General features: G+C 66.3%; 17 protein-coding genes. 4 read left to right on the plus strand and 13 right to left on the minus strand.

Features of this window, described 5'->3' with window-relative positions:
• Positions 1-49 precede the first annotated feature (49 nt).
• On the minus strand, positions 50-1345 hold the full coding sequence (locus BCV67_RS08970) for an acetyl-CoA C-acetyltransferase (protein WP_156455918.1): 1296 nt from the start codon (positions 1343-1345) through the stop codon (positions 50-52).
• Between the two features lie 72 nt (positions 1346-1417).
• Here BCV67_RS08970 and BCV67_RS08975 point away from each other — a divergent pair, with 72 nt between their 5' ends.
• A complete protein-coding gene (locus BCV67_RS08975) occupies positions 1418-2323 on the plus strand; it encodes a hypothetical protein (protein ID WP_062171047.1) in 906 nt (301 codons plus the stop codon).
• Between the two features lie 393 nt (positions 2324-2716).
• On the opposite strand, the gene BCV67_RS08980 is transcribed toward BCV67_RS08975, so the two are convergent.
• From BCV67_RS08980 to BCV67_RS09005, 6 genes are all read right to left on the minus strand, one after another.
• Complete coding sequence (locus BCV67_RS08980; protein WP_062171045.1) at positions 2717-3331, minus strand: superoxide dismutase family protein; 615 nt, start codon at positions 3329-3331, stop codon at positions 2717-2719.
• 45 nt (positions 3332-3376) lie between these two features.
• Entirely contained in the window at positions 3377-3949 is a 573-nt protein-coding gene (locus BCV67_RS08985) for a superoxide dismutase family protein (RefSeq protein ID WP_062171043.1), read from the minus strand.
• A gap of 118 nt (positions 3950-4067) precedes the next feature.
• Entirely contained in the window at positions 4068-6551 is a 2484-nt protein-coding gene (locus tag BCV67_RS08990; protein ID WP_062171041.1) for a serine/threonine-protein kinase, read from the minus strand.
• 203 nt (positions 6552-6754) lie between these two features.
• On the minus strand, positions 6755-8191 hold the full coding sequence (ntrC, locus tag BCV67_RS08995; RefSeq protein ID WP_062171040.1) for a nitrogen regulation protein NR(I): 1437 nt from the start codon (positions 8189-8191) through the stop codon (positions 6755-6757).
• Positions 8184-9239, minus strand: a complete 1056-nt coding sequence (locus BCV67_RS09000; protein ID WP_062171037.1) for a two-component system sensor histidine kinase NtrB — start codon at positions 9237-9239, stop codon at positions 8184-8186. The genes ntrC and BCV67_RS09000 overlap by 8 nt, the downstream gene beginning before the upstream one ends.
• 28 nt (positions 9240-9267) lie before the next feature.
• Positions 9268-10014 carry an N-acetylmuramoyl-L-alanine amidase gene (locus BCV67_RS09005; protein ID WP_062171035.1) on the minus strand — a complete coding sequence of 249 codons (747 nt, stop codon included), beginning with the start codon at positions 10012-10014 and terminating at the stop codon, positions 9268-9270.
• A 39-nt stretch (positions 10015-10053) separates the two neighbouring features.
• Between BCV67_RS09005 and BCV67_RS20425 the strand changes: the two genes are divergently transcribed.
• Positions 10054-10473 carry a DUF6500 family protein gene (locus BCV67_RS20425; RefSeq protein WP_197430038.1) on the plus strand — a complete coding sequence of 140 codons (420 nt, stop codon included), beginning with the start codon at positions 10054-10056 and terminating at the stop codon, positions 10471-10473.
• 244 nt (positions 10474-10717) lie between these two features.
• Here the strand turns inward: BCV67_RS20425 and BCV67_RS09015 are convergent, their stop codons facing one another.
• The 3 genes from BCV67_RS09015 to glnA form a co-directional block, all read right to left on the minus strand.
• Complete coding sequence (locus BCV67_RS09015) at positions 10718-12133, minus strand: ammonium transporter (RefSeq protein ID WP_062171032.1); 1416 nt, start codon at positions 12131-12133, stop codon at positions 10718-10720.
• 88 nt (positions 12134-12221) lie between these two features.
• Entirely contained in the window at positions 12222-12560 is a 339-nt protein-coding gene (locus BCV67_RS09020) for a P-II family nitrogen regulator (RefSeq protein ID WP_057627937.1), read from the minus strand.
• Between the two features lie 364 nt (positions 12561-12924).
• The gene (gene glnA, locus BCV67_RS09025) at positions 12925-14334 is read right to left on the minus strand and encodes a type I glutamate--ammonia ligase (protein ID WP_062171030.1); all 1410 of its coding nucleotides are present in this window, start codon (positions 14332-14334) and stop codon (positions 12925-12927) included.
• Between the two features lie 213 nt (positions 14335-14547).
• On the opposite strand from glnA, the gene BCV67_RS09030 reads away from it, so the two are divergent.
• Positions 14548-15342, plus strand: coding sequence for an undecaprenyl-diphosphate phosphatase (locus BCV67_RS09030; RefSeq protein WP_062171029.1), 795 nt, complete (start codon positions 14548-14550; stop codon positions 15340-15342).
• A gap of 83 nt (positions 15343-15425) precedes the next feature.
• A complete protein-coding gene (locus BCV67_RS09035) occupies positions 15426-16235 on the plus strand; it encodes an META and DUF4377 domain-containing protein (RefSeq protein WP_062171027.1) in 810 nt (269 codons plus the stop codon).
• Between the two features lie 257 nt (positions 16236-16492).
• On the opposite strand, the gene BCV67_RS09040 is transcribed toward BCV67_RS09035, so the two are convergent.
• The 3 genes from BCV67_RS09040 to BCV67_RS09050 are packed head-to-tail and all read right to left on the minus strand — an operon-like array spanning position 16493 to position 20231.
• Complete coding sequence (locus BCV67_RS09040; protein WP_062171025.1) at positions 16493-17104, minus strand: YbhB/YbcL family Raf kinase inhibitor-like protein; 612 nt, start codon at positions 17102-17104, stop codon at positions 16493-16495.
• Between the two features lie 13 nt (positions 17105-17117).
• Positions 17118-19187 carry a tetratricopeptide repeat protein gene (locus BCV67_RS09045; protein ID WP_062171022.1) on the minus strand — a complete coding sequence of 690 codons (2070 nt, stop codon included), beginning with the start codon at positions 19185-19187 and terminating at the stop codon, positions 17118-17120.
• 57 nt (positions 19188-19244) lie between these two features.
• Complete coding sequence (locus BCV67_RS09050) at positions 19245-20231, minus strand: YheT family hydrolase (RefSeq protein ID WP_062172016.1); 987 nt, start codon at positions 20229-20231, stop codon at positions 19245-19247.
• Between the last annotated feature and the right edge of the window lie 5 nt (positions 20232-20236).

Consider the following 20236-nt stretch of genomic DNA (forward strand, 5'->3'; position numbering starts at 1 on the left):
TTACCGGTAACGCCTCTGCCGTGCATGGCTCGGCACTGCAAACAGCGCCTCAGCGCTCGACGATGGCCACCACGCCCATGCCCCCGGCGGTGCAGATCGACACCAGCGCACGGCCGCCGCCGCGTGCGGCCAGTTCCTTGGCAACGGTGCCGATGATGCGGGCGCCGGTTGCTGCGAACGGGTGGCCAGTAGCCAGCGACGAACCCAGCGGGTTGATCTTGTCCGGATCGATGCGGCCCAATGCGGCATCCAGACCCAGGCGGTTGCGGCAGTACTCCTCGCTCTCCCACGCGCGCAGCGTGCACAGCACCTGCGCGGCGAAGGCTTCATGGATTTCGTAGATGTCGAAATCCTGCAGGGTCAGACCGTTGCGCTTGAGCATCTCCGGCACGGCGATGGTCGGTGCCATCAGCAGGCCTTCACCATGCACGAAGTCCACCGCCGCCACCTGCGAATCGCGCAGATAGGCCAACGGCTCGTGGCCGTGGGCGCGCGCCCATTCCTCGCTGGCCAGCAGCACGGCAGCGGCACCGTCGGTCAGCGGGGTGGAGTTGGCGGCGGTCAAGGTGCCACGGCCGGAGCTCTTGTCGAAGGCCGGCTTCAAGGTGGCCAGCTTTTCCAGCGAGGTGTCCGGACGCAGGATGTTGTCGCGCTCGACGCCACGGAACGGCGCGATCAGGTCGTTGAAGAAGCCGCGCTCGTAAGCAGCAGCCAGCTTCCTGTGCGAGGACACCGCCCACTCATCCTGGGAATCGCGCGAGATGTTCCATTCCTTGGCCATGTCCTCGCAGTGGTCGCCCATGCTCTTGCCGGTGCGCGGCTCGGCGACGCCTGGGAACTCGGGCTTGAGCTCGGAGAACTTGAAGCCCTTGAGCAGGGTACGGATCTTGTCACCGGTGCTCTTGGCACGGTTGGCGGCCAGCAGGCGCGCCCGCAGCTTCTTGCCATAGACGATCGGCACGTCGGAGGTGGTATCCGAGCCACCGCCGATGCCCGACTCGATCTGCCCCAGGGCGATCTTGTTGGCCACGGTGATGATGCTGTCCAGTGAAGTACCACAGGCACGTTGCAGGGTGATGCCCGGGGTCAGCGGCGACAGCCCGGACGACAGCGCGGCCTCGCGGCCCAGGTTCCAGTCGCTGGGGTGCTTGATCACCGCGCCCATCGCCACTTCGCCCAGCTGCTGGCCGTGCAGGCCGAACCGTTCAACAAGCGCACCGAGCGTACGGACTGACATACCAAGATTGCCAACATCCGAATAAGCAGTGTTCTGACGGCAGAACGGGATGCGGACGCCACCGAGAATGGCGACTGGACGAGCGCTGGGCATGCGGGTACCTGACATGGGAAAGGGTATGCGACGTGGCCTGCACGCGATAGCAGGCATAATGGCGTTGAGTGTAGCTTCGAGGCCGTGATGGGCCAACCGCGAATCATGAGCAATTCAAACCCTGACGTGAACGCCCTTGGCGTAGTGGCATTGGAACTGGCTGGCGGCGAGCAGCCCGGCAAGGCGGCGCTGGGCTCCGAGCAGGCCGGCGAACTGGTGGCGCTGATTGGCCGCGACCTGACCAAACTGGTCCCGCAGGTCAGTGAACTGGATCTGGTTTTCGCTGCCGCGCATTTCGACCCGGCCGAAGTCCTGCGCCCCGGCCTGCCCATTCATCGCCGCCTGGAAGAACTGCAGATGCGCGCGCCAGGGCGCAACCACGGCGCGCGCCTGCTGGCCTTCGGCGCCGATGCCAACGGCGAGATTCCGCTGCCGCTGCAGGCCGATCCGGCCCTGAGTGGCGGCGCGCTGCGGCTGTTGCCATTCGTGCTGGCCGGGGGTGAGGCGGCCGTCCGCAGCGACGTGCGCGATGCGCTGGAAGAGGTGCTGCTGGCCAATGGCATGGCGCAACCGGATACCGCGCTGCTGGCGCAGAACAGCTTTGCCGCGCAGATCGAACATGCGCGCTATTTCACCGTCAACGACTTGGCCGCGATGATGGCCATGCAGTACGACAACCAGGGCCTGGCCGATCTGTGGCCGCTGCTGGAAACGGCGATGTTCGCGCCCAACGAGGAACAGTGGCTGGACATGCCGCCCGAGCCGTTGCTGCGGTATGTGGGTGGCGAAGTGCGCATGGCGCTGTTCGATCCGGCCGGCTGGTGCGCGCACTACGCCCAGGACAAGAGCGACTGCGAGCGACTGCAGCGCGTCTACGAGCAGTACATGATGCGCCAGCGGCAGATGGCCGCCGTGCTGGAAGCACATGGCATCGATGTGCTCTACGTGCACGTGAATGCCGGCCAGGACGCGAAGGCGCTGCTGGCGCACTGAGCGCCAGTGAGTACCTGCTGAAAAGGCCGCGCAAGCGGCCTTTTCTTTCGCTGGAGCCTGAGTGCTGCATGCACAGCCCCTCCCTTTGCCGAAGGCAAGGGGAGGGCTGGGGAGGGGTGCGGTTGTCTTTTGCCCTTGCCTGTCTCACCCAAACAGAAGGATCAGCGGCGAGTCATGGCGAAAAATATGAGTGGAGAGCAAGTGCAAAAGCCAAGGCCAGAGCCAAAGCCAAAGCACCCCTCCCCGACCCTCCCCTGCGCGTTGCGCAAGGGAGGGAGACAAGCCAGAAGCGCAGCTAAGCACACAACAACAGCAAAGGGCCGCGTAAGCGGCCCTTTGCTGTTGTTGTGCTGCCTTTACGAGTTCCTCGTTCCTGGCAACTAGTTCCTTGCTTCAAGGCACCTTGGTAATCACCGCACACGCCAGGCGTGCGCCGGCATTGCCGGTCGGCTGGGTCTTGTAGTCGTCCGGGTCGGCATGCACGATCAAGCCGCGGCCGACGATGTCGAAACCATCGCCTACGCCAACGTTGACATTGCTCGCCACCGGGCCGTCGATGTGCGCGTTGCCCTGCGCGTCGGCCTTGATGTTGGGCATGTCGCCACCGTGGTGCATGGCGGTGCTGATGCTGCCGTGCTCGCTGCTGCCCGGGTTGAAGTGGCCACCGGCGCTGCTGCCGTCCGGCGCGCTGCAATCACCTTTTTCGTGGATATGGAAGCCGTGTTCGCTGTCCGGCTTCAGGCCGCTGATGTCGCCGCTGGCACGCAGCTGGCCATCGACCAGGCTGAAACTGATGGTGCCGGCAACCGTGCTGTCCTTGGTCGGCTGCAGCTGGGCGGTGGCGATCGGCTTGGCCATTTCCGGCGGTGCGGCCGGGTCGGTGGCCGGGGTGGTCGCTGCCGGCGGGGGTACGCTGTCGGCCGGCGCCGCATCGGGCTCGGCACCCTTGTTGCAGGCGGTCAGGGCCAGGGCGCTGGCGAGGAACAGGCTGGTGTGGATCAGTCGCATTGGGTAACTCCTTTGCTGGTCTGGATCGAATCAGGGTTGGCGCGCTCAGCGCACCACGCGGATCACCGCACAGGCGACACGCGCACCGGCGTTGCCGGCCGGTTGGCTGCGGTAATCGTCGGCCGTTGCATGCACTACCAGTGCGCGGCCGGCGACGTCGTTTGCAGCACCACCGCCGAGGGTAACGCCACGCAGGTGTACGTCGACGTGAACCACGCCTTCGGCGTTGGCCTGCAGGTTGTCCATGTCGCCGGCATGATGCGCGCCAGCACCGGCACGCCCGTGCTGCTGCATGGCGGGGTTGAAGTGGCCGCCGGCGCTGCTTGCATCCATCGCGCTGCAGTCGCCTTTTTCATGCACGTGGAAGGCGGCCTGCTGGCCACGCGGCAGGCCACCGATGACCCCGGTGATGTGCACGCCGCCGGTTTCGGGCACCAGCGCCAGACGGCCGCTGACCAGGCTGGCCGAGGCCGGCGCGAGATTGGCTTCAGCCATGCGGGCGGTGCTGACGGTGGCTACCGGCGGCGCAGGCGGCTCGGCCTTGGTGCCTGGGCCGGAACCACAGGCGGCAAGCAGCAGGGTGCTGGTGGCGGTCAACAGGAACAGGCACTGGCGCATCGGGAACTCCTCTGAATACATGCCGGGCAGGCATGGGTCCTGCCACGGCGTTGCGTTGTTGCGAACATGTCGCGTCAACGATGCCTGTTTGTGGCCACGCGGTCGAGCGCTGCGTCGGTCAATCAGCACCCGCGCCGGCCGCCACTGTACCGGTGCCTGCGGCTTCCACCTTCTGCAGGGTGGCACGCGCATCGCGCAACGCGCCCGCATGCTGATCGCCATACACCTGGCGCATCGCCTGCAGCGCGGCGCTGGCGTGCAGGCGTGCGCTGCCGCGCTCGCCCAGGGCCAGTTCGGCTTCAGCCAGGCCGCGCAGGACTTCGGCGGTAACGTGATTGGCACGGCCCAGGCTGCGGTCCGCAATGGCCAGCAATGCCTTCTGCTCATCCCGCGACTGGCCAGCCTGGCCGGCAGCCAACAGCCAGTTGGCATGGTTGTGGCGCGCGACCAGCGTTGACAGCGACTCGGCGCCATAACGCTTCGCACACCACTCCATGCTTGCGCGGTAATGCGGCCCGGCTTCGGCAACTTTTCCCTGTTCACGCAGGGCACTGCCGAGCATGCCGCGCACCCCCATGGGATAGGCGTTGTCGGCGCCATACATGCGTTCGTAGGCTGCCAGCAACTGCCGGAGCTCGGGTTCGGCGCCGGCAAAATCGCGCATGCGCAGCCGTGTCGTCACCAGATCACGGCGCGCAACCAGTGTCAGCGCGTGGTCCGGGCCATTGCGCCGGGTGCGCCGCTGTACCACGTCCTCCATCAGTGCGATGGAGCGCGGGTAGTCGCCACTGGTGGACAACATGTTCGCGTATCGCTTGGCTGCGTCCAGCCGCTGCTGGTCGTCAGCAGGACCCATGCGGTCCAGCGCATCCAGCGCCTGCTTTGCCAACTGCAGGGCTTGCTGTGCCCTGCCCTGCTGGAACCAGACCCATGCCAGCCGCGACCGCAGGTCGGACGCCAACCGCAGATGCCCGGGGCCACCCGCATCGGCCTCGGCGATTCCCTCCTGCAATACCGCCTGTGCCTGTGCAAGCTTGCCGTTGACGACATGCATATCACCCAGTATCTGCAGCGCGCGCAGCCGTTGCTGCTGCAACCCGGGGTGCTGGTCGGCAAGCGCACGCACCGATTGCAGATGGGCGAGCGCGCGCGGGTAGTCCTCGAGCTTGATCTGGTTGGCGGCGATGATCAGCTGCATGTCCGCGAGGATGTCCGGATGTGCCGCCAGATCGTGTGGCGCACGCCGGGACGCGTCCTCCAGCACCCGCAACATCAAGCTGCGGTCCAGGCCATCGGCCATGGCCGGGTCCATGCTGTCCAGCACCGACGCGAGGAAGCGCGAGGACACCTTGGCACGCGCTGCTTCCTGGCGTGCTTCGTGCAGCGCCCAGCTGCTGGCCGCCAGGCCCGCCAGCAGCACCAGCCCGACAACCGCGGCCGCCCCCACCATCAGACGGTTGCGGCGCGCGAACTTGCGCAGTGCCAACAGCCGGGTGCGGCCTGCCGCCTGCGGCGGGTAATGGCACAGCCAACGGCGCAGATCCTCCAGCAGCAACGACACCGACGCGTAGCGTTCGCCACGCGCAGGCCGCAACGCCTTCAACGCGATGGCGTCCAGGCCATCGCGCAACTCCCTGCGCAGACGCGCCGGCGTGCTGGCGCGGGCGCTGGCCAGCTGTTCCTGCCGCTGCGCGGCCAGCCCCTGCAGGTGCTGCGACGGCGATTGCAGCGCGTCGGCATCCACGCAGCTGCCGCAGGCCAGTTCGTACAGGATCGCGCCCAGCGAATACACGTCGCTGCGCGCGTCGACATCGCTGTCTGGCTGCGACTGTTCGGGGCTCATGTAACCCGGCGTGCCACCGCTGCTGCCGCGCTGCGCGGCCTCAGCCTCGATCGCGATACCGAAGTCGATGATCTTCGGCGCCGGCTGCCCGTCAACACTGCCCACCAGCACATTGCCGGGCTTCAGGTCGCGATGGATCACACCTTTCTGGTGTGCGTGCTGGACCCCTTCGGCAACCCTGGCCAGCAGCGCCACGCGTTCGCGCAGACTGGCCCGGTGCTGGTCGCACCACGCGGTGATGGGCTGGCCCTGGATGTATTCCATGACCAGGTAGGCACGGCCTTCCGGGTCGGTCCCGGCATCATGGATCTGCGCGATGGCAGGGTGCTGCATATGCGCCAGCAGGCGACATTCGTACGCGAAGTGCGCGTACCGGCGCTCGCTCAAGGCCGGCGTGTTGACCAGCTTGAGCGCGACCTCGCGGGTGTAGGCACCATCGGCGCGCTGCGCCAGATACACCCGGCCCATGCCACCGGCCCCGATCATCCGCTCCACCGACCACGGACCAAAACGGGTGCCGGCAATCACCTCGGCCTCGGCGGCCTGCAGCAGCAACTCGGCCGCACGTTGCATCGGCTCGCGCAGCCGCCGGGTGGCGTCGGTAGCGGCATCGGCGGCGATCAGCGCCAGCAACTCCCGCTGCAACACCGGATCGTCGGCGGTCTGCGCATGGATGAAACGGATTCGCTCGTTTTCAGGAAGATCGGTTGCTTGGCCGAACAGCTCGACCAGCCGGTTCCAGGCATCGGCGCTCAGCATGTTGCGGGGCGCCGTACACGACGGCGCGGCACCGCTGCGCGGGAGCGGCCGTGCGGGTGCACGGGAAACGCCATGGGCATACGCCGATCAGCGCATTGCCAGCGCCGCATCCGCCTCTTGCCATGCACCAACGGTGTCGTGGTTTCCATGGGGAGCCGAGTATACATACGGCCATTCAGCTGGGTTGGGCGGGCCGTCGCAGCTCAGCGACGGCGGCCCGGCCCCAGCTTGCGGGTGATGGTATTGCGGCCCAGCCCGAGCCGCGCGGCGGCATCGGCACGGTGGCCATCGGTGAAGTCCAACGCTGCTTCCAGCAGCGCCGTGTCCAGCCGCTCGCGGGCCTCGGCGTGCAGGCCGCTGGCACCTTCGGCCAGGCGCTGGCGCGCCCACGCGGCCAAAGCACGATCCCAGTGTTCCGGGGCAAGCGGCGGGGTGGCGTGGGTGGCGCGGCCACCGCGGTTCAAGGCGGCCTTTACGTCCTCGGCCGATACGGTATCGGCCACCGCCAACGCAGCCAACCGCCAGCACACGTTTTCCAGCTCGCGCACATTGCCCGGCCAGCTGTGCTCGCGCAGCGCCTTCACCGCAGCCACGGACAGGCGCTTGGCCGGCATGTCGAGCCGGCGTGCAGCGTTGACCAGGAAGTTCTCGGCCAGTTGTGGCACGTCGCCCAGTCGCTCGCGCAGCGGCGGCAGCAACAGCCGCACCATGTCCAGGCGGTGCAGCAGGTCGGCGCGGAAACGGCCCTGTTCGACCAGCGTTTCCAGATCCTGGTGGGTGGCGGCAACCACGCGTACATCGACGCGGATCAGCTCGCGGCCACCGACGCGGAAGAACTCGCCCTCGGCCAGCACGCGCAACAGCCGGGTCTGCAACGCCAGCGGCATGTCGCCGATTTCATCGAGGAACAAGGTGCCGCCATCGGCCTGCTCGAAGCGGCCGATGTGGCGTTTGCTGGCGCCGGTGAAGGCGCCGGCTTCATGGCCGAACAATTCACTTTCCAGCAGTTCGGCCGGTATCGCGGCGGTATTGAGCGCGACGAACGGGCCTTTGGCGCGCGGCGATTCGCGGTGCAGCGCATTGGCCACCAGCTCCTTGCCGGTGCCGGTTTCGCCATTGATCAACACCGACAACGGTGCCTGCGCAAGCCGGCCGATGGCGCGGAACAAGGCGCGCATGGCCGGGGTGTCGCCGATCAGCTGCGGCGGGCCTTCCTCTTTCTGTGTGGGCGCCAGCACCGCGACGGGCGCGGGCTGCTCTTCGACTTCGGGCAGCGCGCGCCGCGCCAGTTCAACGGCGTCATCCAGGTCGAACGGTTTGGACAGGAACTCATGCGCGCCGCCGCGGAAGGCGCCGGCGGTGCTGGCCACATCGGTATAGGCCGACATCACGATCACCGGCAGCTGCGGGTGCGCGGCCTTGAGCTTGTCCAGCAATACCAGGCCGTCATCGCCGGGCATGCGCACGTCGGTGAACAACAGGTCCGGTGGCGGCTGCTGGGCCAACGCAGCCAATGCAGCAGCGGCGCTGTCGAAACCCTCGACGCTGTAACCGGCATCGCGCAGTGCGGTGCTCAGCACGAAGCGGACCGAACGGTCGTCATCAACCACCCAGACGGTGGCGGCGGTGGGCTTATACATCGCCCACCTCCGGCGCGTCCTCGGCGGCGGGCAACGGCAGTAGCACGGTGAACACGGTATGGCCGGGGCGCGAACGGTAACTCAGCGTGCCGCGGTGTTCGCGGGCTACCTGCTGGGCCAGTGCAAGGCCGAGCCCGGTGCCTTCGGCGCGGCCGCTGACCAGCGGCAGGAACAGGTGCTCGGCTAGTTCTTCCGGCACGCCGCGACCGTCGTCGGCCACTTCAAGGCGCAGGGCAAGCGCATACGGTTGCTCGGCGATGCGCAGGCCATGCTCCACGCGGGTACGCAGGGTGACGCTGGTGGCACCGGCCTGGATGGCATTGCGGACCAGGTTCAACAGTGCCTGGGTCAACCGATCAGCATCACCGGCGAACTCCGGGATGCTGGGATCGTAATCGCGCAGCAGGCGTACCGACCAGCCGGCCTCGTTCTCGACCAGGCGCAGCACCCGCTCCAGCGCGGCATGGATGTTCAGCGGTGCGTGCGGGCGCTGCGGGGCCGGCGACAGCAGTTGTTCCAGCAAGGTGTTGAGGCGCTCGATCTCGGCGCCGATCAGTTCGATCAGCTCGCGTTCGTCGGCATCGCGGCCACTGGCGCGGCGCGCCAGCAGCTGCGCGGCGCCCTTGAGCCCGGCCAGTGGATTGCGCAGTTCGTGGGCCAGGCCTTTGAGCGCGGCACTGAATGCGCCCGGAAGTACCTGGGCCGGGTCGGCACCTTGGAACTCGTCCACCGGATGGGCTTCCAGCAGCCAGCCGCCCTGCTCCACCGCACTCAACCAGCCATCGGCGAAGCGCGGCGCTTCGCCCGGCAAGGCAAGGGTCAATCGCGGCAGGCGGGTCATGTCGGTCACCGGCAGCGCCAGTCGCTGCGCCAGGGCCTCGCCCTGCGCTTCCAGCGACACCAGCGGCTGACCCAGCAGGCGCCGCACGCTGACCCCCAGCCAGCGGCAGAAGGCCGGGTTGGCCCCCTGGATGCGGCCGTCCACATCACTCCAGACCAAGGGAGTGGCCATCAGATCCGGCGAAGGGCTGAAATCAGGGTCGGTCATTGCACCAATATAGTGCAAACCGACCGCATCACTGCTTCTGCTGGAGCAGGGAGTACAGGATGCGGGCGTCTTCCACGTCGAGCTCGGCCGGTAGGGTGTCGCTGCCACGGAAGCGGCGATGGAAGGCGCGCGCGGCGGCTGCACGGTCGTCCAGCGCATAGCCGAAGGCCTGCATCGCCATCCAGCTGTCGAAGCCGGCCGGTGCCGGGCCGTGCTTGGGGTCGGGCCACAGGCCGAAACCGGCTTCGGCCAGTTGCTGCCACGGGAAGTAGCGGCTGGGGTCGGCCTTGCGGGTTGGTGCCAGGTCGGCATGGCCGATGATCTGGCTGCGCGGGATGTTGTAGCGGGTGCACAGGTCTTCGAGCAGGCGCAGCAGGGTGGCGATCTGCGGCTGGGTGAAGGGGCTGCTGCCGTTGTTGTCGATCTCGATGCCGATCGAGGTCGAGTTGAGATCGCTGAAACCACCCCAGCGGCCGCCACCGGCATGCCAGGCGCGTTCGCCATCGGCCACAAGCTGGTAGAGGTCACCATCGCGGCCCACCAGATAATGCGAGCTCACCTGGCCACCGCTGTTGGCGGTGCGCAGCGTGTCCAGGCTCTCCTGCACCGAGCCCTGCTCGGTGTGGTGCAGCACGATCACCACCGGCTGGCGTTCGTTGTAGTTCGGCGACGGCACCCACTTCGCCAGCGGATTGCGCTCCGGCGTGGAGGTACAGGCAGTCAGCGAGGCCAACAGGGCGAGCGGCAGCAGCAGTTTGGTCTTCATGTCCGGCATTGCACGTTGCCGCGCGCCGCTTTGCAAGTGCACTCGGGCATGGAATGGACGCTGCGCCGACAGCTGCGGCGATGGGGCTTGCTTGCATGGGAGGGCCTGCGCAGTGAGGTGGGAAGTCCGGCGGGTGCCGCCGGCGCGGAACAAGCGCTGCAGGTTGGGAACACTTTCTGCTGGGGATGGCTGCCCGTTGTGGCTAGGCTGGGCGGATTCGTTGTTCGGCAGTCTGCTGGAGAGGCAATGCGCGATTCACTGAAACAGAAATTCATCGCCGTCTGCGATGCCAGGATCGCTGCGAAGGGCCCGACGGTAGGGCTGTCGTTCTATGCGTTTTTTTCGAATCGAAACGATGATCCGGAATCGTTGATGGAAGCGGCTACGTGGTGGATCCAGATCCATCGTCTGGATCATTTTGAGAAAGCTGAAAAGGTGAAGGCCTTGGTGTTGGCTGAGGGCCTGTAGTACCGAGCCATGCTCGGCAGGGGCTTTCCCGGTAACGCCCCAAAAGCTGCCCTCACCCCAACCCCTCTCCCGTTAAACGGGAGAGGGGCTAGAGCTGTAGTGCCGAGCCATGCTCGGCAGGGGCTTTCCCGGTAATGCTCCAAAAGCTGCCCTCACCCCAACCCCTCTCCCGCACGCGGGAGAGGGGCTTTGGTCTGTTTCGGTAGAGGGGCTTTGGTCTTTTGCAGGAGAAGGGCCAACGCAATCACGCCTCGTACGCAGACTCACCATGGGTAGTCACGTCCAAACCAGTACGTTCGGCTTCTTCGCTAACGCGCAGACCAACCAGCGCGCGTACAACCAGCAGCACCGCTGCGGTAACCGCCGCCGACCACAGCACGGTGAAGCCGACACTGACCACCTGCACCCACACCTGGTGACCGATATCCAGATCCACCTTGGTGCCGCCCAGCGACTGCGCACTGAACACGCCGGTGAGGATGGCGCCGACAATGCCACCGACACCGTGCACGCCGAATACGTCGGCGGTGTCGTCCGCCTTCAGCAGGCGCTTCAAGCCGGTCACGCCCCAGACGCAGACGATGCCGGTGACAAAACCAATCACGATCGCGCCGAGCGGACCCACGGTACCGCAGGCCGGCGTCACGCCAACCAGGCCGGCAACCGCACCGGAGGCCGCGCCCAATGCCGACGGATGGCCCTTGGTGATGGCTTCCACCAACGTCCAACCCAACACGGCGGCCGCAGTAGCAAGCACGGTGTTGATGAAGGCCAGCGAAGCCACGGTGTCAGCGGCGGCAGCCGAGCCGGCGTTGAAACCGAACCAGCCCACCCACAGCAGCATCGCGCCGATCCAGGTCAACGGCAGGTTGTGCGGCTTCAATGCGGTCTGGCCATAGCCCAGGCGCTTGCCGACGAACCACGCTGCCACCAGACCGGCGACACCGGCATTGATGTGCACCACGGTGCCGCCTGCGAAATCGATCGCGCCCATCTCGCCGAGATAACCGCCACCCCACACGATGTGCGCCATCGGGATGTAGCTCAGGGTGAACCAGAGTGCGGAGAACAGCAGCACCGCGCGGAATTTGATGCGCTCGGCGAAGGCGCCGACGATCAGTGCGGTGGTGATGCCGGCGAAGGTCGACTGGAAGGCGACGAACAGAAAATCCGGCAGTCCGGCGATAGGCGTATTGCCCACCGAGTCCGGGGTGAAGCCTTTGAGGAAGGCAAATTCCGTGAATGAGCCGAAGAATTGGTTGCCGGTACTGAATACCGCGCTATAGCCATAGGCCACCCACAGGATCAGTACCAGCGAGAACACCACCAGCACCTGGCTGAGCACCGACAGCACGTTCTTTGCGCGCACCAGGCCACCGTAGAACAGTGCCAGGCCGGGCACCACCATCATCAGCACCAGCAAGGTGGCGGTGAGCATCCACGCTACGTCGCCCTTGTCGAAGGTAGCTGCGGCCGCTGCCGCAGGTGCGGCTGCAGCCTGCGTTGTTGCGGCAGCCACTTCCGTGGCTGCGGGCTGCGCCTGCGTATCCTGTGCCCAGGCGCTGCTGGAAAACATGCCCAGCATCATCGCGCCAAGTATGAAAGACAGGCACAGGCCTCCGAGCCGGGCTTTCAACCCGGTGAAAAATTCCGTTCGCATTGTCGACTCCGGTTGTGGGGGTGGAACCTGCCAGCGACCCGTTGTCACCTGGCGGTCGCTGCCGCCGGAGGACGGGTTCAGCGGGCTCTTACAGCGCGTCGGCGCCTGTTTCACCGGTGCGGATACGCACCACTTGTTCCAGCGCGGTAACGAAGATCTTGCCGTCACCGATCTTGCCGGTGCCGGCCGCGCCCTGCAGGGCTTCGATCACCGCCTCGACGTTGTCGTCGGTGACGGCGGTTTCGATGCGGATCTTGGGAAGGAAATCGACGACGTATTCGGCGCCACGGTACAGCTCGGTGTGACCTTTCTGCCGGCCAAAGCCCTTGACCTCGGTGACGGTGATGCCGGAAACGCCTGCGGCGCCCAGGGCTTCACGCACTTCGTCGAGCTTGAATGGCCGGATGATCGCGGAGATTAATTTCATGCGCATGTCCCGATGTGGAGGAGACCGGCCTGCGGCTGCGGGCCGGCATCGTGTCTTCCACCGGCCGGTGTGCGGCCGCTGGCTGTTGCGCCGAACGCATCATGGGCCTGGCGGTTGCCACCGGCATTGCTGCCGGCCGCAACAACCACGCGGGAGGGAGGAAGGCCCATGCCGCGCGCTCGGATTCTCTTGCCCCTGCAGATGCGCTGCGGGCTGTTGCCTGGCCTGTGTGCTCCCCAGCAACAAAGGCGGCGGCGATGACGCAGATGGGAGGGGGAGGGTCCACGCCACCGCCGCCTAACAACAGCTAGCAACTGCATCCGGTGTTGCCGGCGGCCAACGCAGTACGCTGGCCGCCGTTACATCAGCTCGCGTAGTACAGCTGGTATTCCAGCGGATGGGTAGCGGCGCGGAACGCGGTCACTTCCTTCATCTTCAGCGCGATGTAGGCATCGATGAAGTCGTCGCTCATCACGCCACCGGCCTTGAGGAACTCGCGGTCCTTGTCCAGTGCTTCCAGCGCCTGGTCCAGCGAGGAACACACCTGCGGGATCAGCTTCTCTTCTTCCGGCGGCAGGTCGTACAGATCCTTGTCGCTCGGTGCGCCCGGGTCGATCTGGTTCTTGATGCCGTCCAGGCCGGCCATCATCAGCGCGGTGAAGGTCAGGTAGCCGGACTGGATCGGGTCCGGGAAACGCATTTCGATGCGGCGTGCCTTCGGGTTGGACACCCACGGAATGCGGCACGAAGCCGAACGGTTGCGGGCCGAATAGGCCAGCATCACCGGTGCTTCGAAGCCCGGCACCAAGCGCTTGTAGCTGTTGGTGCCGGAGTTGGCGAAGGCATTGATCGCACGGGCGTGCTTGAAGATGCCGCCGATGTACCACAGCGCCATCTGGCTCAGGCCGCCGTAGCCGTCACCGGAGAACAGGTTGTTGCCACCCTTGGCCAGCGACTGGTGCACGTGCATGCCGCTGCCGTTGTCGCCGACCAGCGGCTTGGGCATGAAGGTCACGGTCTTGCCGTTGCGGTGGGCAACGTTCTTGATCACGTGCTTCATGCGCTGCAGTTCGTCAGCCTTGGTGACCAGGGTGTTGAACTTGGCGCCGATCTCGCACTGGCCGGCATTGGCCACTTCGTGGTGGTGCACTTCGACTTCGATGCCGACCTTTTCCAGCACCTTGCACATCTCGGCGCGGATGTCGTGCAGCGAGTCGGTCGGCGGCACCGGGAAATAACCGCCCTTCACTGCCGGACGGTAGCCGGTGTTGGTGCCGTCATAGCTCTTGCCGGTGTTCCAGGAACCTTCTTCAGAGTTGATCTTGTAGAAGCTGTTGCCCATGTCGTTGGCGAACTGGACCGAATCGAAGATGAAGAATTCCGGTTCCGGGCCGAAGAAGGCCAGGTCGGCGATGCCGGAGGACTTCAGGTAGGACTCGGCGCGCTTGGCGATGCCGCGCGGGCAGCGGCCGTAGCCCTGCATGGTGGCCGGGTCGAGCACGTCGCAGGTCAGCACCAGGGTCGGGTCGGCGTAGAACGGGTCGATGTAGGCGCTGTCAGCGTCCGGCATCAGCACCATGTCCGATTCGGCGATGCCCTTCCAGCCTGCGATGGAGCTGCCGTCGAACATCTTGCCTTCTTCAAACAGCGACGGCTCGATGATCGAGGCCGGGAAGGTCACGTGCTGCTCGATGCCACGCATGTCGACAAAACGCAGGTCGATGAACTCGATCTGGTTGTCCTTGATCAGCTTCTCAACATTTTCCAGCGACATCGGGTGCAACCTCGAATTGATGGTGACGTGCCTGTATCAAAGCAAATGGCGTGCCAACTTTTTGTTAACTACAAGTTGTTGTTTTGATTGGCATCCGTGGAAAACTGCCAGTGGTTATAAGCACCAATTTGGTGCTGTTTTCGTGCCATGCACCATTCAGGTGCGAAGCACTGAATGCACTATGCTGTGCCCGCCTCCTCAACTCCCGCTCCCATGTCCGACCTGCTCTCCGCCCTGCTGCTGGGCATCCTCGAAGGCCTCACCGAATTTCTCCCCATTTCCAGCACCGGCCATCTGCTGATCGCCCAGCACTGGCTGGGCGCACGCTCGGATTTCTTCAACATCGTCATCCAGGCCGGCGCGATCCTGGCAGTTGTATTGGCGTTCCGGCAGCGCCTGTGGACGCTGGCCACCGGCTTGAACCAGGCCGAAAACCGCGACTACGTGATGAAGCTGGGCGTGGCCTTCCTGGTCACCGCCATTGTTGGCCTGCCGGTACGCCTGGCTGGCTGGGAACTGCCTGAAACCGTCACCCCGGTGGCGTGGGCACTGGTGATCGGCGGCGTCTGGATGCTGCTGGCCGAGCGCTTTGCCGGGCGCCTGCCCGACAGCACCACCATCACCTGGAAAGTAGCCGTGGCCGTTGGCCTGGCACAGGTGGTTGCCGGCGTATTCCCGGGGAGCTCGCGTTCGGCCGCGGCGATCTTCGTGGCGATGTTGCTGGGCCTGACCCGGCGCGCGGCAGCGGCCGAGTTCGTATTCCTGGTCGGCATCCCCACCATGTTCGCCGCCAGCGGCTACGCCTTGCTGGAGATGGCCAAGAAAGGCCAGCTCGGCAGTGAGAACTGGACCGATGTGAGCGTGGCCTTCGTCGCCGCGGCCATCACCGGCTTCATCGTGGTGAAGTGGCTGTTGAGCTACATCAAACGCCGTCCCTTCACCGGCTTTGCGCTATATCGCATTGCATTGGGCTTCGGCCTGCTGCTGTTCCTGCCTGCTGGTAACTGAACGCGCCCGCGCAAGTGCAACCCCGGCAGCCGGCCATGGCCGTTTGTCGTCCTGACTTTCCCAACGCTACCAAGGAGTTCACCATGAAGCGCATTCTTCTGTTGGCACTGCCCATCGCCCTCATGACCGCCTGCAGCAATCCGCCTGCAAGCACCAAGAGCGAAACCACCGCAGCCCCCAGCACCAGCACCGCTGCTCCTGCCGCGAACATCGACGCCGCACAGCTGGGCGCCAACCATTGGCTGCTGGACAACGCGGTGGACTCGGCCGGCAAGCGCGTCGACGGCCTGTTCGTGAACGCCGACAAGCCGCTGACCCTGGATTTCAAGGACGGCCGCCTGTCGGTCAGCAATGCCTGCAACAACCTGGGCGGCGCCTACACGCTGGAAGGCAACACCCTGACCGTTGGCAACATGATGTCGACCAACAAGGCCTGCCAGGGCCCGCTGATGGCGCTGGACGGCCTGGCCAGCGAACGCCTGCAGGGCAAGCTGACCGTGCAGGCGCTGGACGCATCGGCAATGCGCCTGGTCGCCGCCAATGGTGACGTGCTGAGCTTCCGCGCCGAGCCGACCGCCGAAACCCGCTACGGCGGCGCAGGCGAGACGGTGTTCATGGAAGTGGACGCACAGGCCAAGCCCTGCCCGCATCCGCTGATGAAGGACGCTACCTGCCTGCAGGTACGCGAAGTGAAGTACAACGAGCAGGGCCTGGAACAGGGCAAGCGCGGTGCCTACGAAAACTTCTACGGCAACATCGAGGGCTACAAGCACGAGCCGGGCGTGCGCAACGTGCTGCGCCTGAAGCGCTACCAGATCAAGAACCCGCCGGCCGACGCACCGTCGCAGGCCTATGTGCTGGACATGGTGGTGATGTCGGAAACGGTCAAGTAAGCCCATCGGGCTTACGCAAACAGAAAGGGCGCCGCAAGGCGCCCTTTCTGTTTTGCGGTGTCTTGTAGAGCCGAGCCATGCTCGGCTGTGGCCTTACCGGCAACGCCTCTGCCGAGCATGGCTCGGCACTACAGGTGACGCTTTTGCCGAGCACGGCTCGGCACTACACCCCTCCCTTTGCCGCAGGCAAGGGGAGGGTTGGGGAGGGGTTGCTCCTGCCCCTTGCCGAGCATGGCTCGGCACTACAGGTGGCGCGCCTAGGCCAGCTTCGGGTTCAACGTGTAGGTGCCGTGCACCGCTGCTTCGGCCAGCACGTGGCCTTGCATCGCGCGGTAAACGTCGGCAGCGGTGAACGCACCTTCCACCGGCAGACGCTCCACGTCCACCGCGAACAAGCGGAAGAAATAGCGGTGCAGGCGCTCGTCGTTGAACGGCGGGTACGGTCCGTCATAACCGTAGTAGGTGCCGGCCATCTGCGCGTTGCCGGCAAACCAGCCGGTGTAGTCGTTGATGCCCTGACGCGCACCGGCCGGGCCGGCCGGCTGGGTCTTGCCGTGCGCGATGAAGCCGTCGCTGCAGCTGCCGGCTGCGATCTCGCGCAGCTCGGCCGGCACATCCACCATCACCCAATGCACGAAGTCGGCACGCGGCTGGTCCAGCGGAATGCTGACATCATCGCGGCCGACCAGCTCCGGCACGGTCGGTACATCCGGGTCCACGCAGATCAGCGCGAACGAACGCGTGCCGGCCGGCACATCGCGCCAGCTCAGCTGCGGGTTGCGGTTGCCGGCAAAGCCATTGGCATCACCCGCAGCAAACTCGGCCCGCAGCGGCTGCCCGTTGTGAAAACTCTGACTGTCCAGTTTCATGCTTGCTCCTTGATCAGGCTTCGGGATAGCCCAGGCGCACCGCGACCGGGGTCAGCAGCGCGAATTCCGATGCCAGCACCTGCGCGTACTTGCGCCAATGGCCCGCGTCGATCGTACCTTGGCCAAGGCTGCGTACCGGCGGGAAGCGCAGGCCAAAGGCCTGTTCCAGCAGTGCACCCATTGCCGCCGGGTCGTTCACCGCATCGTCGGTACGCAGGATCAGGTGGGTATACAGGTCCTGCTCGTGCAGCAGTGCAACCTGCGCCAGCGCGCGCGCCAGCCACTGCGCGGCCTCGTTGGACGAGGTGACCGCCAGCGGCGCCGGTGCGCCCAGTGCCAGCCACTCCACCAGCATGTCGCGCGGGTCACGCAGGGCAATGACCAGGCGGCCTTCCGGCAGCTGCGGGCGCAGCGCCCACAACAAGGCGTTGTCCCACCACAGCAGCCAGTCGATGACGTTGCCGTCTTCGATGCCGCGTGCCGGCAGCGCGTCGCGCCACTGCTGCACCAGCTGCTCCGGGGTCAACGCATCGGTGGCCAGGCGCTGCAGGGTCAGGAAGTTCTGGAAGGCGTCGTTCGGGGGATTGGGCCCGAAGCGGTCGCCACGCAGCACGCGGCTGCCGGCGGCCATCACCGTTGCCACCCGCTCCACGCCCGAGCCCGGCGCGCCCCACAGGAACATCGGCCGCACCGGGTTGTCAGCGGCCACCTCGCCCATCGCCGGCCACTCGGCCGGCGCGCGGGCCTGCTGCGGCAACGGCAACCGGTTGGGAGCCATTTCCTCATGCATCTGCAACCAGGTCGCCACCGCAGCGGCGTGATCACCGGCACGGTCCTGGGTTGCGCCCAGCCAGCTGCGCACAGCCAGGCGTGCCGGCTCCGGTGCGTTGTCCAGCAGCCGCTGCACATGGGCAATGGCGGCGGCCGGCTCGCGCTGCAGCAGCGCTTCGACAATGCGCTGCTCGCCGCTGACCCGGCCGGGCTCCAGCGCGATGATGTGATGGGCAACCGCTTCGGCTTCTTCAGCCTGGTCGTTCATGTCATGCAGGCGCATGCGCGCTTCCAGCGCCGGCAGATGCTCGGGCATGGCGGCCAGCCAGCGCTCGACCACATCCACCGCTTCCTCGCTGCCCACCGGTGCCACGGCCAGCCGCGCCATCCACAGGTCGTGGTGCTGGGTATGCGCCTGCACGGCCGCGTCCAGTTCGCTGCGCGCTTCCTCTTCGCGGCCCAGGCGCTGCCAGGCCATCAACAGCATCTGCAGCGCGGCACGGTCACCCGGCACCTGCTGCAGCAACGGGCGCAGGTGTTCCAGCGCCTGCAACGGCTGGTCCGAGGCCAGTTCCAGCTCACCCGCCAAGCGGCGCAGGCCCGGGGTATCACCCTGCGCCGTGGCCAGGACTTCGCGCATCATTTCCGCAGCGCGGTCCAGATGCCCCTGGCGCAGCGCCAGCTGCACCACCAGCCCGCGCAGCGCGTGATTGCCGGGGTTCAATTCGATCACGCGGCGGAACGCCTGCTCGGCGAAGGCCAGCATGTCCTTGCCCAGATAGGCGAAGCCCAATGCATACAGCACGCGGACATCGCCCGGCAGCTTGGTAGCGGCCGCTGACAGAATCGCCAGCGCGCGGTCGGCGTCGCCACGGCGCAGTGCCACCATGCCTTCGATCGTGCCCAGCTCGGGGCTGTCCGGGTCCACGCGCGCCGCCATGCGGCTGAGCCGATCGGCCTCGTCGATGTCGTCGCGGCCCAGGGCCAGATGCGCCTGCATCAGGTAGGCGGAAAATTCGTTGGGATTGAGCGAGGTGCTGCGGTCCAGCGCCTGCCCGGCGGCATCGATCTGACGCAGCGCCAACAGCAGGCCGGCATGCTGCAGATGCAGGGCCGCGTCATCCGGGGCCAGCCCCAGTGCAACCTCCAGGCTGGCTTGGGCCTGCTCCAGCTGCTCCTGCTGCTGCAGCGACAGGGCCAGCCAACGGTGGGCTTGGGCCTGTTGCGGTTCCGCGCCAACCCACGCCTGGGCCAGGCTCACAGCCTCGTCGGTGGCGTTGCGGCGCAGGGCTTCAATGATCTTGTCTTGCATGGCGGTCCAGCGTTAGCGCAAACCCGCATTGTAGCGGCGCGGCCGCGCCCGCTGGGTTCAGCCGACGGCGGCGGCCAGATGCTGCGCCACCCAGCGCTCGGAGAAGCCATCGCCACGCAGGTTCTCGATGAAGCCGCAGTGCCCGCCCCAGCGCGCGATCTCCAGGTGGGCACTGGCCGGCAGCTGCCAGTGGTCGAAGGTGGTGAACGGGATCACCGGGTCATCAGCGGCCATCAGGATGTCGGCCGGCACCTGCAGTGCGGCCAGCTTGTTGCCGGCGATGGAGTACCCGTCGAAGTACTCCTGCAGCGAACCGAACTCGGTGTGATGGTCAACCAGCCAGCCGGTCAGCGCGCGGATATCCAGCTTCAATACGCTGTCATCCCAATCGGCCAGCTCCGGGAACAGCGCGCGCTTGCGGCGCAGCGAGCCGGTCCATTTGCGCCGGAAGTACCAGTCATACATCGCCGGGCCACGCTCGATGCTGTCCATGGTGATGGCCGGATCCAACACCGGGCACACCGACGCCACGTGCAGCAGCGGTACCCCGGCGGCGGGCGCATGCAGGGCCAGCCGCAGCACGAAATTGCCGCCCAGCGAATAACCGGCCGCCACCATCGGCAGGCCGGCGAAGCGCTGCGCCACATCGGCGGCGGCGTTGACCACTTCATCGATGCGGCAGGAATGGAAGATGCCCGGGTTGAGGTGATGGGTATTGCCGTGGTCGCGGAAATTCAGCCGCACCACCTCGAAGCCCTGTTCGAGCAGGCGCGCGGCGGTCATTCGCATGTAGCTGGATTCGGCGCTGCCTTCCCAGCCATGCAGCAGCAGCGCCAGTGCCTTGGGGGTCGTACCCGGAAGCCGGCTGTGCCAGGCCTGCAGGCGCACGCCGTCGCCGCCATCAAGGATCAGTTCCTGGGTGAGCGCACCGCTGCCGGCCAGCAGTTGCTGGCCACGCCGCAGCCGCACCCGGCTCGATGCCAGCATCGACTGCAGATGGGGATTGCGCAGCCAGCGCGGGGGCTGGTAATTGCAGGCGCTCAGCATGG

This window comes from Stenotrophomonas nitritireducens, assembly GCF_001700965.1.
In the GTDB taxonomy this organism is placed as follows: Bacteria; Pseudomonadota; Gammaproteobacteria; order Xanthomonadales; family Xanthomonadaceae; genus Stenotrophomonas; species Stenotrophomonas nitritireducens_A.

Coding starts and splice junctions, on each gene's coding strand:
- BCV67_RS08970 (WP_156455918.1), bottom strand. CDS start 1,345: ATGTCAGGTACCCGCATGCCCAGCGCTCGTCCAGTCGCCATTCTCGGT.
- BCV67_RS08975 (WP_062171047.1), top strand. CDS start 1,418: ATGGGCCAACCGCGAATCATGAGCAATTCAAACCCTGACGTGAACGCC.
- BCV67_RS08980 (WP_062171045.1), bottom strand. CDS start 3,331: ATGCGACTGATCCACACCAGCCTGTTCCTCGCCAGCGCCCTGGCCCTG.
- BCV67_RS08985 (WP_062171043.1), bottom strand. CDS start 3,949: ATGCGCCAGTGCCTGTTCCTGTTGACCGCCACCAGCACCCTGCTGCTT.
- BCV67_RS08990 (WP_062171041.1), bottom strand. CDS start 6,551: ATGCTGAGCGCCGATGCCTGGAACCGGCTGGTCGAGCTGTTCGGCCAA.
- ntrC (WP_062171040.1), bottom strand. CDS start 8,191: ATGTATAAGCCCACCGCCGCCACCGTCTGGGTGGTTGATGACGACCGT.
- BCV67_RS09000 (WP_062171037.1), bottom strand. CDS start 9,239: ATGACCGACCCTGATTTCAGCCCTTCGCCGGATCTGATGGCCACTCCC.
- BCV67_RS09005 (WP_062171035.1), bottom strand. CDS start 10,014: ATGCCGGACATGAAGACCAAACTGCTGCTGCCGCTCGCCCTGTTGGCC.
- BCV67_RS20425 (WP_197430038.1), top strand. CDS start 10,054: ATGGAATGGACGCTGCGCCGACAGCTGCGGCGATGGGGCTTGCTTGCA.
- BCV67_RS09015 (WP_062171032.1), bottom strand. CDS start 12,133: ATGCGAACGGAATTTTTCACCGGGTTGAAAGCCCGGCTCGGAGGCCTG.
- BCV67_RS09020 (WP_057627937.1), bottom strand. CDS start 12,560: ATGAAATTAATCTCCGCGATCATCCGGCCATTCAAGCTCGACGAAGTG.
- glnA (WP_062171030.1), bottom strand. CDS start 14,334: ATGTCGCTGGAAAATGTTGAGAAGCTGATCAAGGACAACCAGATCGAG.
- BCV67_RS09030 (WP_062171029.1), top strand. CDS start 14,548: ATGTCCGACCTGCTCTCCGCCCTGCTGCTGGGCATCCTCGAAGGCCTC.
- BCV67_RS09035 (WP_062171027.1), top strand. CDS start 15,426: ATGAAGCGCATTCTTCTGTTGGCACTGCCCATCGCCCTCATGACCGCC.
- BCV67_RS09040 (WP_062171025.1), bottom strand. CDS start 17,104: ATGAAACTGGACAGTCAGAGTTTTCACAACGGGCAGCCGCTGCGGGCC.
- BCV67_RS09045 (WP_062171022.1), bottom strand. CDS start 19,187: ATGCAAGACAAGATCATTGAAGCCCTGCGCCGCAACGCCACCGACGAG.